Source organism: Henriciella barbarensis, assembly GCF_003576345.1.
Lineage (GTDB): Bacteria > Pseudomonadota > Alphaproteobacteria > Caulobacterales > Hyphomonadaceae > Henriciella > Henriciella barbarensis.
The window spans coordinates 233586-247181 of record NZ_QWGB01000007.1; the positions used below are offsets into that span (position 1 = coordinate 233586).

The 13596-nt window shown below is 60.8% G+C and carries 13 protein-coding genes; 7 read left to right on the plus strand and 6 right to left on the minus strand.

Annotated features, from left to right (window positions below):
- Positions 1-12: 12 nt before the first annotated feature.
- Together D1224_RS12055 and D1224_RS12060 are read left to right on the plus strand one after the other, a co-directional pair.
- Entirely contained in the window at positions 13-1203 is a 1191-nt protein-coding gene (locus D1224_RS12055; protein WP_119380201.1) for an aspartyl/asparaginyl beta-hydroxylase domain-containing protein, read from the plus strand.
- A 135-nt stretch (positions 1204-1338) separates the two neighbouring features.
- Positions 1339-2337 carry a hypothetical protein gene (locus D1224_RS12060; protein ID WP_119380202.1) on the plus strand — a complete coding sequence of 333 codons (999 nt, stop codon included), beginning with the start codon at positions 1339-1341 and terminating at the stop codon, positions 2335-2337.
- Here D1224_RS12060 and D1224_RS12065 read toward each other — a convergent pair.
- Genes D1224_RS12065 through D1224_RS12075 form a run of 3 tightly spaced genes read right to left on the minus strand, consistent with a single transcriptional unit; the run spans position 2334 to position 4632 of the window.
- A complete protein-coding gene (locus D1224_RS12065; RefSeq protein WP_119380203.1) occupies positions 2334-2771 on the minus strand; it encodes a hypothetical protein in 438 nt (145 codons plus the stop codon). The genes D1224_RS12060 and D1224_RS12065 overlap by 4 nt on opposite strands.
- Entirely contained in the window at positions 2771-3289 is a 519-nt protein-coding gene (locus D1224_RS12070; RefSeq protein ID WP_119380204.1) for a hypothetical protein, read from the minus strand. Before D1224_RS12070 ends, D1224_RS12065 begins: the two co-directional genes overlap by 1 nt.
- A 35-nt stretch (positions 3290-3324) precedes the next feature.
- Positions 3325-4632, minus strand: coding sequence for an RsmB/NOP family class I SAM-dependent RNA methyltransferase (locus tag D1224_RS12075; RefSeq protein ID WP_119380205.1), 1308 nt, complete (start codon positions 4630-4632; stop codon positions 3325-3327).
- 118 nt (positions 4633-4750) lie between these two features.
- On the opposite strand from D1224_RS12075, the gene D1224_RS12080 reads away from it, so the two are divergent.
- On the plus strand, positions 4751-4972 hold the full coding sequence (locus tag D1224_RS12080) for a DUF1330 domain-containing protein (RefSeq protein WP_119380206.1): 222 nt from the start codon (positions 4751-4753) through the stop codon (positions 4970-4972).
- Between the two features lie 141 nt (positions 4973-5113).
- Positions 5114-5722, plus strand: coding sequence for a GNAT family N-acetyltransferase (locus D1224_RS12085; protein ID WP_119380207.1), 609 nt, complete (start codon positions 5114-5116; stop codon positions 5720-5722).
- An 89-nt stretch (positions 5723-5811) separates the two neighbouring features.
- Here the strand turns inward: D1224_RS12085 and D1224_RS12090 are convergent, their stop codons facing one another.
- Entirely contained in the window at positions 5812-6258 is a 447-nt protein-coding gene (locus tag D1224_RS12090; RefSeq protein WP_119380208.1) for a MarR family winged helix-turn-helix transcriptional regulator, read from the minus strand.
- 91 nt (positions 6259-6349) lie between these two features.
- Between D1224_RS12090 and D1224_RS12095 the strand changes: the two genes are divergently transcribed.
- Positions 6350-6775, plus strand: coding sequence for an ABA4-like family protein (locus tag D1224_RS12095; protein ID WP_119380209.1), 426 nt, complete (start codon positions 6350-6352; stop codon positions 6773-6775).
- Between the two features lie 3 nt (positions 6776-6778).
- On the opposite strand, the gene guaB is transcribed toward D1224_RS12095, so the two are convergent.
- Positions 6779-8233: an IMP dehydrogenase gene (gene guaB, locus D1224_RS12100; RefSeq protein WP_119380210.1), complete on the minus strand. Its 1455-nt coding sequence runs from the start codon at positions 8231-8233 to the stop codon at positions 6779-6781.
- Positions 8234-8435: 202 nt separating this feature from the next.
- Here guaB and D1224_RS12105 point away from each other — a divergent pair, with 202 nt between their 5' ends.
- Together D1224_RS12105 and D1224_RS12110 are read left to right on the plus strand one after the other, a co-directional pair.
- The gene (locus D1224_RS12105; protein ID WP_233350531.1) at positions 8436-10142 is read left to right on the plus strand and encodes a M20/M25/M40 family metallo-hydrolase; all 1707 of its coding nucleotides are present in this window, start codon (positions 8436-8438) and stop codon (positions 10140-10142) included.
- 102 nt (positions 10143-10244) lie between these two features.
- The gene (locus D1224_RS12110; protein WP_119380212.1) at positions 10245-11441 is read left to right on the plus strand and encodes a PrnB family protein; all 1197 of its coding nucleotides are present in this window, start codon (positions 10245-10247) and stop codon (positions 11439-11441) included.
- Positions 11442-11466: 25 nt separating this feature from the next.
- Here D1224_RS12110 and D1224_RS12115 read toward each other — a convergent pair whose 3' ends face one another.
- Positions 11467-13569: an ATP-binding protein gene (locus D1224_RS12115; protein WP_119380213.1), complete on the minus strand. Its 2103-nt coding sequence runs from the start codon at positions 13567-13569 to the stop codon at positions 11467-11469.
- Positions 13570-13596: the final 27 nt, after the last annotated feature.

Here is a 13596-nt window from a genome sequence, read left to right on the forward strand (position 1 = left end):
AGGACATGCCGCATGACACAAGCCAGAGACTTCGCCGCACAAGGAATGCAGGCGCTACAGCAGCAGAACGGCCCCGCTGCTGAAGGTGCACTGCAACAGGCAATCGATCTTGGCTGGCCGGGTCCCGACATCTGGGTCGCGCTCTCTTTTGCCAAGTCCCTGCAGGGCGACATGGCCGGACGCGTCGCCTCGCTTGAAAAGGCTATACAGGTTGACCCGTCCAGCGTGCGCGCCCGGCTCCATTATGGTCAGGCGCTCGTCGGCTCAGGTCGGCCGAAGGATGCCGAGGCGGCGTTCCGCAGAGGGCTTGCAGACATCACGCCTCACCTCGTCCGGACGCAGGAAATCCATCAGCTGATTACGGCAGCAGAAACCTTCCTTGCCGGCCCGGGCGAGCCGGCGGCCTCTCCGGCCGACCAACTGTCTGCGGCGCTCGATCAATTCGCAGAGGACGTTGAGCTTGGTTCGGCGCCCGACGACGACCTATTCCGCCAGAGCCTCGATTTCCTGACGGGCAAGGCGACCTTCTACCCCTCCCAGCCTACACGCTACTTCTATCCCGGCCTACCCAACCGCCAATTCTATCCATTGGAGGGTTTCAGCTGGACAGATGCCCTCGCCGCGAAGACCGACACAATCCGCGGTGAGCTTGAAGCCTTGCTCAGCGAGAAAGCCGCCGCCGAGGCCGGGTTCACGCCTTACGTCGAATCTGCCGGCCGCGAAGGTGCTGGTGTCTCCCACCCCTTGCTCGACAATCCCGACTGGAGCGCTTTCTACCTGATCAAACAGGGTCAGCGCATCGAGGAGAACATCGCCCGTTGTCCAAAGACTTGGGCCGCCATCGAAGCGATCGGCGAGGCCGTAAATCCGGCCCCGGCCCCTTCCGTCCTGTTTTCCAGGCTGGAGCCCGGCGCCGCCATTCCGCCCCATCACGGCCAGATCAATACGAGGCTCATCTGCCATCTGCCGATCATTCTGCCCGGCGATTGCGGCTTTCGGGTCGGTAATGAAACACGTGAATGGAACGACGGCGAGGTGTTTGTCTTCGATGATACCATCGAGCACGAAGCCTGGAACCATAGCGACAAGGCGCGCTACGTCCTCATCTTCGAGATATGGCATCCGGACCTGTCAGAGCGCCAGCGTCACCTGATCTCCGAGTTTTTCAGGCTTGGACAGAGCCAGGTGGCTTCGTCTGGGTAGCGACAATCAAACCCAGGCGTGCGTAAAATAGTTCAAGACCGTTAACCCCACAAAGTTTCAAAACTTAAATCTTGCGCTTCTTCTGCCCTGTTTTCGCACAACAGTTCATAAACTGTTTTTCAGTATATAGAAAATGTGTTCGCAAGACGCCTGATAAACGCCGTCCTGCTCGTGATTGCAGGTGCAGATGCAGCCCATGCCGACCCTACCTGTGGTTCGCTGACCCCTTTGCTGCGCACGGTCGATGCCGTCTACGAAATCGCTCACGAACCGTCGCAGCGCGCCCAGATGCCATTTCTCGGCGAACTTGAAGCCGCGCTGAGCGACGTTTCACTGATTGATCTCTACGGCGACATCAGTGCCGAGGAGCTTGATGTCGGGCAGACCGCCATGATCCTTTTCATGGGTGAGCTGAGTATAGCCTTGAAGCAGCTATATGGCAGCGAAGGAGAAGCGGCGCTTCAGCGTATTGAGCGCGGCGTGCCCCGTCTTGTGAGAACTGAACTGGCGCGCCTTCAGACAGAACTCTCCTGCTCGGTCAGCGATATCCTGAATGTAGAGCCGACGCTTCGCCCTCATGCAGAGAAGCTTGGAAGCATTGGTGATCCCGCGCGTGCGTCCGATAGTCTGCATTTTGAAAGTGAGAGCGCCAACCGTGCCTACAATAGCCCAGCAAGGCGGCGCGCGCCCCGCAATGAAAACTCGATCGGCGACAAACGCGGCAAGCCTCTCGCATCACTTGGCTTTCCTCTATTGCTCACGTTTGGGCTGCTGGCTGGCGCAGCCTTTTGGTTCCGCCCGCGCATTCGCCGCTGGAAAAAACGGGCAGAGCGGCATGTCTGCTATCGCAGCGTGCCAGTCCGCATCGGTCGCGACGTCCACGAGTTGACGATCGTCGATTTCAATCTCGGCGGCTTTCGCATGAAGCATGATGGCCGGATATCACGCAAACGCTCGATTGCCTTCGAACTCGGCAATGTCTGGCTGCGCGGAACTGTGGTCTGGACGAATGACTGCTATGCTGGGGTTCGCCTGTCTCGTCCGCTTACGGATGATCAGATCTCTGCGCTCTGCTTCAACACTCGCCGGCAAGCAGCTGCCGCGAACTCTCCCAACGGTCTCGCAACCGCCTAGCTCGCCGCCCCAGGCCCGCTGCCAGGATGGATCCAGCTGACCTGTTTAGGATGCAGGTGAAAGCTGATCTTCTCGTCTGCGCGTGTCGTCAGTTCGACATACCGCCGTAAGAAGCCCTTGCGCTCGTCCAGCGTGATCACGTTGCGCGGGATGGCCAGCGCCGGATGGGCCCAGCGAAAGAGGATATGCGGCTTCAGCCAGAGCGTATCCTCACCGAACTCTGCCCATAGCATCCCGCGATAATGCACCCGCGGGAAACGTCCCCGCCCCAACGTGACCAGCATCAGCCGCTTGCCCGCAAATGTTTCCGGTAATTCGGCCTGATAGACCCGCGCCAGTGTGCGCCAACCGCTCGCCCAGGACAGAAAGGATACAATCCCCACCCACATTGCCCCAAAGAAAATCGGGAAGGCGAGGACAATCAGCCAGACCATTATGCCGCTTCGTTCGCCGCAGGTGATGCCAGTGCCCGCTCACGAAACCGGTTCATCAGCGTCGCTAGTTGAGACCCGCGCACCTTGTAAGGCTCCGTCAGGCGCACCCGGCCATACATCAGGATGCCCGACAGGCGCGGCAGCGCCTTGCGCTTCTCCTCGGTCAGCTTGAACGCCACCTGCCTTGAGGCAGGCATACCCTTCCCGCCGGAATAATGCAGACTGAACTCCGAAACTTCAGACCAGCCGATCTTGCCAAGAGACTTGAACTCGCTCGATTCAAACCCGTCGCGATCCAGCGTCAGCCAGCCATGCCTGAACAGCGCCGCACACACCCCGACCAGCGTTGTCATTGAAAAGAACACCGTCAGCCAGACGCTGATCTCTTCGGTGGGGCCGGTGCCCGTCCAGTTGGAGAAGGCGAGCATAGCCGCAAGAAGCGCGCTCGCGCTTGCCAAAACCAGATATTGCCGGTTCGTGGCGCGAAGATGAACAGTTTCTGGAAGCGGTTTCAACATGCGCCTATATCGCACTGATTCCAGCGCGCGCGCTATCAGCGCGTCTTGCGCATCACCGCAAAGAAAAACCCGTCCGTACCCGCCGTGCGCGGTGTCAGCCTGACCGACTTGCCGCCTTTCGCGCCCGCTTTGACTTTTGCCGCGCCCTCATCAGTCAACAGACCTGAAGCAATTGCCGCATCCGCAGCGCTCTCTTCGGCGAAGTCCGGATGCTCGGCAAGGAAGGCCGCAACCCGGTCCTCATCTTCCTCGATCAGGAAGGAACACGTCGCATAGACCAGCCGCCCGCCCGACTTCACAAACTGGCTCGCCGCCTCCAGGATTTCGGTCTGCTCCTCCATCCGCTTCGCCAGCTGCTTGTCTTTCAGCCGCCATTTCGCATCCGGCCGGCGCCGCCACGTGCCCGTGCCGGTGCATGGGGCATCGACAAAAACGATATCCATCTGGCCTTTCAGCGCCTCGACGGCGTCCGGCTCACTTGGATGCGCCAGCTGCACATTGTGCGCACCGGATCGTTTGAGACGCGGGATCAACGCAGAGAGCCTTCGCCCGTCAATGTCGTAGGCGTGGATCTGCCCCTTCCCGCCCATCATCGCGGCCATGGCCAGCGTCTTGCCGCCGCCGCCTGCGCAATAGTCCAGCACCTGGTCGCCCGGCTTGGCATTCGAGGCCGCCGCCGCGATCTGTGAGCCCGCATCCTGCACCTCGACCCAGCCCTTGGAATAGGCCGGAATACTCTCAAGCGAGGCTTCGCGCTCAGACGGGTCACGCGCCGGGATGTGATAGGCGTTCTTCAACAGCGGCGACTCCACCGCGTGCGCAGACCGCATGGGCCCGCCTGCCTTTTCCGCGCTCACTTTCAGCGTGTTGACGCGGATATCGACATCGGCGCGCACCGACATGGCCTGCGCCTCGACGACTTTCTCCTCGCCGAAGACCCGCTCCATCATCGGCTCCATCCAATCAGGATAGTCGCCAGACACATGCGGGGCCGCCGTCACATCAGGCGCCAGCACAAGCCGCTCGCGCTCTTCCAGCGTCAGCTTGGACGGCGCGTGCTCTTCATCCATCGCCCCATCGATACGCATGATGTCCCAGCTCCACGCATGGGCCAGCGCGCCAAGTATCAGCGCCCGCGGCTCATCTGAGCCCATCGCATGCGCGATCGAGTTCTTCTTGCGCAACGCGTCCAGCACCAGACCCGACACAAAGGCCCGGTCCTTCGAGCCGGCATACCGCGCCCGCTTGCCCCAGTCGCGCGCCGCCGATTTGACCGGCTGGTGCCGGTTGAGGACATCGGTGAGGACATCAATTGCCGCTGCTATTCTTCCGCCGTCGCGCATAAGGGTCGCCTGTTCTTCTATTCCTGCGAGCGATTTACCCGCGCTTGGTCTTTATTGAAACCAATAGACACCGTGAGGGGTGCAATCCTAAACTGGAGACCAAGAGGGAGACCACCGAATGCCAGCCTATATCGCCGCCCGGATCAGCATCGCTGACCGCAATGCCTACGCCGAATACGAAGCCGGATTCATGGAGATCTTTACCGCCCATGGCGGCAAGCTCCTGTCCGTCGATGAGGCCCCGACTGTGCTTGAAGGCGAATGGACATGCACCCGCACGATCCTCGCCGAATTTCCGGACAAGGAGGCTGCGCTCTCCTGGTACAATAGTGAGGCCTAGCAAAAACTGATGCAGCACCGCGTCGCCGCCTCGACCGGCGAAATCGCTCTTCTAAGCGGCTTGCCGACTTGACCCCCCCGCCCATCCCGAGCTCTTGCTGAGCGAAGTCGAAGCACGAGCGCACGCGGTCTGGAGACTACCATGAACATCATTCTCCCCACCACCATACGACCAGCCACCCGCCGCGACTGGCGCCAGATCGGCGACATCACGGCTGAAGCCTTCTCGGAAGACCCCTTCAATCTCTGGCTGTTCGGCGGCGGGCGTGCGCTGCGCCCCCTCTTCCGGATCATGGCGCGCGACGTCTACCTGAAGGAAGGCTTCTGCCACCTGCACGGCGATGAGGCCGCCACCATGTGGGCCACCCACGAGTCCAATCTGCGCTTCCCGCCGCTTTCGCTGTTCCAGCTCATGGCGGCCCAGATGATCCACGGAAAGAAAGGCGCGATGAAGCGCGGCATGGCTGCAGGCGAAGCGCTGGAAAAGCACCACCCGCACGCGCCGCACATCTATCTTTTCACCATCGGGACAAGGAAAGCCGCGCGCGGCAAAGGCCTCGGCAAGGCCATGCTAGCCCCCGTCCTCGCCGCCGCCGACCGGGAACGTCTGCCCGTCTATCTGGAAAACTCCAACCCAGCCAATCACGGCTTCTACACCTCGTTCGGCTTCGAAAAGATCGGCGAATTCAGCGTCCTCAATGAGAGCCCACCCATGGCCCCGATGTGGAGAGAGCCTCGCGCCCAAACTTGAACCTCAATTCCGGCAGACACCTGCGAAAGCAGGCCCAGCCAACCCCGTCAATTGGCGTGCCCCCTTCCGTTCAATCTTGCCGCTTCCCATTAGGTCAGGTTGCCCGGCGCCCCAGAGACGAGGCGTCCCAACAGCGTCGATAGCTGGTCGATCTCGCTCTCACTCCAACGGTCCTCAAAGAGATAGCAAGCGTGGTCCTCGAAAGTCGCCTGGGCCTCACTCAGCTTTTCTGCCCCCGTGTCTGTCAACACGACAAGCGCCATCCGCGCATCCCGCTCGCCGGTACCGCGATCGACAAGACCGATTTTTTCCATTGGCGCCACCATGCGCGTGATCGTGGATGCGCTCACGTGCAGCCGCCTCGCAAGTTCGACCCGCGGCAACCGGTTCTTCTCTGCCTGCTTGAGATGAAGCAGCAGGAAATACTCGTTGACCGAGATCCCGTGAACCGCAGCGAAAGTGCCCGAGAGGCGCGCTTTGAAGTCGTCAGCGGCCTGCAACAGCCGGAATGCACTGATCATGTTCAATTCACTCATGCGGTCTCTCTAGGTAAATATACTTGCGTTCGCAAGCTTATTGCAATTATACAGCAAGGATCATCGAATAGGGTCAGTGGGGGAATACCAAATGGACCTTGAACTCATATTCTCACTTACAGGACTGCTCGCCATGGCAGGCTGGGCGACGCTGCTGGCTTCGCCGCTCATCCCGGTGTGGTCGGACCGGATCGCAGGCCTAATCATCCCGGCCGTGCTGTCGGCGACCTATGTGGCGCTCGCCTTCCTGCCGAATGAAAATGGTGGCGGGTTTGGCAGCCTCGAAGAGGTCGGCCAGCTTTTCACCGACCGTACGGCGCTGATGGCGGGCTGGATCCACTTCCTCGCGTTTGATCTTCTGATCGGCGCATGGGTCTGTCGAACCGCGCGCCGCGAGAACATACGCTTCTGGTGGGTTGTCCCCACCTTGCCGCTGACGTTCATGTTCGGCCCGGCTGGATTCCTTGCCTTCAGCGCTGTGCGCGTGCTGGTCGGCCTGAAACGCCAGACAGACTGATCGCTACCGCCCGATCGAATAGTTCGGCGCTTCCCGCGTCATCGTCACATCGTGGACGTGGCTTTCAGACAGGCCCGCGCCGGTGATCTGGACGAACTCGGCTTTCTCATGAAGCTCGGTGATCGTCTTTGCGCCGACATAGCCCATGGCTGCGCGAAGGCCGCCGACCATCTGGTGCAGGATATTCCCGATCGGCCCCTTGAACGGGACCTGACCTTCAATGCCTTCCGGCACCAGCTTGTCGCCGGACACTTCCTTCTGGAAATACCGGTCAGCCGAACCGCGTGACATCGCGCCGAGCGAGCCCATGCCGCGATAGGCCTTGTAGCTGCGCCCCTGGAACAGGAAGACCTCGCCCGGTGCCTCTTCGGTACCGGCAAAGGCAGAGCCCATCATCGCCGTCGAAGCCCCTGCCGCCATGGCTTTCGCAAAATCGCCAGAGAATTTGATCCCGCCATCGGCAATAATCGGCGTGTTCGACGCCTGCGCGGCCTCCGCGCAATCCTCAATCGCGGTGAGCTGCGGCACGCCGACGCCTGCCACGATCCGCGTTGTGCAGATGGAGCCCGGCCCGATGCCGACCTTGATCGCATCGGCCCCGACATCGATCAGCGCTTTCGTGGCTGCCGCGGTCGCGACATTGCCCGCGATGATCTGGACCGAGTTCGACAGCTTCTTCACCCGTGCAACCGCATCCAGCACAGACTGGCTATGGCCGTGCGCGGTATCGATCACGACGGCATCGACGCCCGCATCGATCAGCGCCTGCGTGCGCTCGAAGCCCGCATCGCCCACCGTAGAGGCCGCCGCGACGCGCAGGCGCCCCTGCGCATCCTTGGCCGCGTTCGGGTTCAGCTGCGCCTTCTCCATGTCCTTGACCGTCAGCAGGCCGACGCATTTGCCGGCCTCATCGGTAATGACCAGCCGTTCAATTCGGTGCTTGTGGAGGAGCTGGCGGGCTGCCTCGATCGGCTCGTCCATCGTGACAGACACGACATTGCGGGTCATGAACTCGGCGACTTTCCCATTCGGATCATCGACAAAGCGCGTATCGCGATTGGTGATAATGCCGACGACGGTGCCGTCTGCCTCGACCACCGGCACGCCGGAGAAACCGGTGCGTGCCTTGATGTCGTTCAGCTCTTTAAGGCTGGCCGTCGGGGCGATGGTGATGGGGTTCATCACCACGCCGCTCTCATACTTCTTCACCTGCGTGACCTGACCGGCCTGCTCATCGACGGTCAGATTCCGGTGCACGACACCGATACCGCCGGACTGCGCCATGGCGATGGCGAGGCGCGCTTCGGTCACCGTATCCATGGCAGCGGACAATAGCGGAATGTTGAGGGGAATGGCTTTGGTCAGCCAGGTCGACGTGTCCACATTGGCGGGCATGACTTCGCTCGGACCGGGCTGCAGAAGCACGTCATCGAAAGTAATGGCTTGTCGGATTTTCATGTGGGGAGCTCCCTTTTCGGCCTAGTAAGGGAGTCGCGGGCTTTCTGGAACCCCCTTTTGCAAGGAAAACTGAAACCGACAATGGCCCCGTCCAGCCACCCGCGCCACCCGAAACGCAGCCGCTTCTTTGGTCTCGCCGAAAAACCCGATACACCCTCTTGGTTAGACCCGGCCAGACTGGCACATAGCGGAGGCTTCATCGATGATCAGGACACTTAGCACAATAGGCATGGCTGCCTTCATCGCCGCCTGCTCGCAGCCCTCTGACGTAGAGGCCCCCGCCGCCACGTCAGAGCAAGACGAAGCGACCGAAACTACGTCGATCAGCATCGAAAACCTCTCCGACATTGTGAAAACCCTTGCTTCTGACGAGTTCGAGGGCCGCGCCCCGGGCACAGTTGGCGAAACGAAGACGGTCGATTACCTCATCGACAAGTTCGAGGAGATCGGCCTGGAGCCGGGCGGGCGCGATGGCGGCTGGACCGACCCTGTGACCCTCGTTCATTCCCGCGTCGTCGACCTTCGTGCCCTCAACGTGCAGGCCCGCGACACGACGCTTGACATGCGCCAGGGCCGCGACATTGAGATCAGCTCATCCAATCCGCGCGAGACGATCACGATTGAAAACGCACCCATCGTCTTTGTCGGCTTCGGCGCCAGCGCACCCGAGCGCGACTGGGACGATTATGGCGACATAGACCTCACCGGAAAGGTCGCTCTCTTCCTCGTCAATGACCCCGATTTCGGCGTCGCCGAAGACGACCCGGTCGCAGGCCGTTTCGGCGGCAATCGGATGACTTATTATGGCCGCTGGGCCTACAAGTTCGAGGAGGCCGCCCGCCGCGGCGCCGCTGCCGCCCTTGTCATCCATGAAACTGAAGCCGCAGGTTATGGCTGGAATGTCGCCGCCTCCGGCCCGGGCGACAATTACGCCGTCGCAAGCGACGGGTCGGGCAAGCCTTCGGTCGACCTTCAGGGCTGGCTCCACCTCGACATGGCGCAGCAATGGATGGAAGCGGCCGGTCAGGACCTCGACGCCCTGCGCATAGCCGCCCGCAGCGAGGATTTCGAAGCCTTCACGCTTGACGGCCTCAGCTTCAATGCCGACCTCGGCCTGGAGGTCGAACGCATCGAGAGCCAGAACGTCCTCGGCAAGATCACCGGCACAGAGCGCCCGGATGAGACCATCATGCTGTCTGGCCACTGGGACGCCTATGGCAAGGGCATCGCTGACGCGCAGGGCCGCACCGTCATGCCCGGTGCAAACGACGACGCGCTCGGCATGGCTGGCATCATGGAAATCGCCCGCATACTGAAAGCCGGTGAACCGCTGGAGCGCACGGTCGTCGTCGCTGCTTGGACCGCTGAAGAAAGCGGCCTTCTCGGCTCGGAAGCCTATGCACAGGACCCGATCTATCCGCTTGAGACCACAGTCGCCAATTTCACCCTCGACATTCTCAACACGGCCGGTCCCGCAAAGGATGTCATCCAGGTCGGCGAAGGCCAGAGTGAGCTTGAAGAGATGATGGCCGAAGCCGCTGACACGCAAGGCCGCTATGTCTCCCCCGAAGGTCTGCCGCAGAACGGGCTCTTCTACCGCGCAGACCATTTCTCCCTCGCCCGCCGCGGTGTGCCGGTCATCCTCATTATGGGGATCGCAGGTGGCCCGGACCTTGTCGAAGGCGGGCGCGAAGCTGGCGCAGAATGGGTCGCTGGCTATATCGCCAACCGCTACCACAACCAGAACGACGCCTGGGACCCTGACTGGGACCTTCGCGGCGCCGCGCAGGATGTTGAGCTCATCCTCGACATGACCCTCACCCTCGCCAACAGCACGAATTGGCCCGCGATCAAGGAGACGTCAGAGTTCGTCGACATCCGCGCTGAAAGCGCCGCCGCCCGCGACTAGCGAACGAGCCTTTCCCATGAAGCCTCGGCTTAAAAGCTGGGGCTTTACGTAACGTCCGTTCGGTGTGAGATAGTTTCAAACGAAACTATCAAGGGGGAAATCATGCCGAAGCTCAAACCACTCGACCAGTACGACATCTCTCGTGATCGCGGCTTTCTCTGCCGCTATGATGCCGGCGCCGTCACACTTCCGGCAGAGCTGCAGCCTGCCGTGGACGCGGCCATGGCCCTGCCACACTCCATCGTGACCGGCCGCGTGCGGGAAATCCTTGCCCGTCTGCCTGTCATTGACCTCACCCGGCTCTGCAAGACCGCTACAGACGAGCAGATCCGAAAGGCTTTCGTCCATTACACCTTCATGATCCAGTCCTGGGTCTGGGGTGAGCGCGAAGTGCCAACCTCCTTGCCTGAATGTCTTGCAAAGCCCGCCTGGCAGCTGGCCGACACCCTCGATTCCAAGCCGCTGCTGACCTATGCCACCTATGTGCTCGACAACTGGGCCAAGGTGGATGCGGACGGTCCGGTCGACCTGTCGAACGTCTACATGACCCAGCCCTTCCTCTCTGGCGGAGATGAGGCGTGGTTTGTGCTTGTCCACGTGGCCATTGAGGCGCGCGCAGGCGACATGCTCGCGACCATTCCTGAAGTGATCGATGCCTGCGACGCCAATAACGCAACCGCCGTTGCCGCGGGCCTCAAGCGCATGTCGGAGGGCTGGGATGCCGTCAACGCCATCTTCGACCGCATGCCGGAGCGCTGCGACCCATACATCTATTTCAACCGCGTGCGCCCCTACATCCATGGCTGGAAGGACAATCCCGCCCTTGGCGATGGCCTCATCTATGAGGGCGTCCCGGCTGGTGAAAACAAGCCGCAGGCCTTCCGCGGCCAGACCGGCTCGCAATCCTCCATCGTGCCCACCATGGACGCCTTCCTCTCCATCAGTCACGCCGACGACCCGCTGCGCCACTACCTCGAAGAGCTGCACGCCTATCGCCCGACCGGCCACCGTGCCTTCATCGAAGATGTGCGCGCCGCATCCACCCTGCGGGACTGGGTCAGTCAGCATGGCGACGCGGCCACCCGGCAACTCTACAATGACAATGTGATGAAGCTTGCCCGCTTCCGCACCCGCCACCTCGAATATGCGGCGACCTATATCAACAAGCAGGCCGGCAACTCGCCCGGCAACGACACCGATGTTGGCACAGGCGGCACGCCCTTCATGAAATACCTGAAGAAGCACCGCGATGAAGCCGAAGCCCACTTGCTCGACGTGGAAAAGGAAGGTGTGATCTAAAGTCCCTTTTTTCTGATCGCTCGCATCAGTCGCGATTGCTCTTCCGCCGAAGGGCAACCGAAATGGTCGACGCCAGCGTTTCGATGGTGAAAGGCTTCTTGATCAGGGGGTCATCGCTCAGATCATCGTCGCCCGAGGTGACATCGTGCGCATAGCCGCTCATGAAAACGACGGTAGAGCTGGCATTGAGCGCTTTGAGCTTCCGCGCAAGCTCGTGGCCGGTCATGGCACGCATGATGATGTCGGTCAGCACAAGATCAGGCTTGTATCCTGCAGCAATCAGGCGAAGCGCCTCATCGCCTGATGGCGCCAATTCGACCGAATAGCCTAGTTCGCGCAGCGCTTCGCCGGTAAATTCTCGCAGCCGCTCATCATCTTCGACCACTAGGATGCGCTCACCACGACCAGCTTCAGCGCCATCGAGATATACAGCCGCTTCAGCGCTGATCGCCCCTTCCTTACAGCGTGGCAGATACAGGCTGAACTTCGTGCCTCGGCCCTCCTCGGTATCGAGAACAATTTGTCCCTTCGACTGCTGGATGAAGCCGATAACCTGGCTGAGGCCCAGACCGGTGCCCTTCCCGACTTCCTTGGTCGTGAAGAATGGATCGAACACCTTTCTGGCAATCTCTGGGGGCATGCCAACGCCGGTATCCTCTACCGAAATGCAGGCAAATTCTCCCGGCTCAACTTCCAGCTCAGCCGCGCGGGCTTCGCCGATGGTCTGCTTGTTCACGCTAAGTCGGAGGTTACCACCATCCGGCATGGCATCCCGCGCATTGATCGCAAGGTTCAGAAGCGCGTTCTCAAGCTGCGTGGCATCGGCGAGGATGTCACAGACGTCAGGCTCTGCCTCGACGTCGATGATGATCTGCTCGCCTATGGCCCGTGAGATCAACTCTTCCATCGAAGAGACAAGCTCACACGGATTGAGGCGGCTCGGCGCCAGAGACTGCTTCCTCGCAAAGGCCAGCAATTGCTGGGTCAGTTTCGCAGCCCGGTGCGCGCCATCCTCAGCCGCTTCGATCAGACGGACATGATCTGCGCTTTCACTCCCAAGGCGCCGGCGAAGGATGTTGAGGGCACTTATGATGACCGCCAGCATATTGTTGAAATCATGAGCAATTCCGCCTGTCAGCTGCCCTATCGCCTCAAGCCGCTGCACCCTGTTCAACTTTTCCTCGGCCTCCAGCTTTTTGGCGACTTCTTCCTGGACGCGTTCTTCAAGGTTTGTCGTTAGCTGGCGCAATTCATCCAGAATTTGGCTCCGGTCAGTAACGTCCCACGCTTCCACGAAGATGCCGTCCACCTGGCCGGCCGCATCCCGCGTCGGCTGATAGACAAAATCGACGACGCGCGTCTCGGCTTGCCCATCACGCACGAGCTCGATTGGCATTTCCGAGCCGACATAGGGTTTTGCGGTCCGGTAAACTTCACCGAGCAGGTCGACAAAGCCTTGCGAAACAACTTCCGGCAAAACGTTAGATACGGCTTGGCCAAGAACGCTGTCGCGTTGCCCGATCAGATCGAGATAGGCGCTGTTGGCGATCTCGAAAACATGCTCAGGCCCTTTGAGAACGGCGATTGCCCCCGGCGCCTGCGCAAATAGATCGCGCATCCTGTCAATCTCAGCCGCTCTCTCGCGTGCAGCCAGAACCTTGTCCGTGACCTCATGGCCTTGATTGAAAACGCCTAGCACTTCGCCGTCGGCCCCCAGAATGGGGCTCAGTGAATAGTTCCAGTAGGTTTCCTCTGCGATGCCCCCGCGCTCGATCTCAAGCAGCTGGTCAAACGAAGTAACGGACTCGGCGTGATTCAACACGGCGTCGAATTGCGGGCCAACGACGCCCCAGATATCGGTCCAGACCTCGCTGGCTTTTTGCCCAAGCGCTTTAGGATGGCGGTCTCGCGGCACCCCAGACCATTCATCATTGTAGAGCAGACGAAGGTCGCGGCCCCAATAGATTGCGGTTGGCATGTTCGAGTTGAGCGCAAGACTTAGAACGATCCGCAATGCATCCGGCCACTGATCCAGCGGCCCGAATGGGTGCGATCCCCAATCATAGGCGCGTATACGCTCGGACATCTCGCCGTCGCCGACCAGCCACCGGGCATTACTTTCCTTCATAGGCGATCTCGTAGCCTACAGCATTTG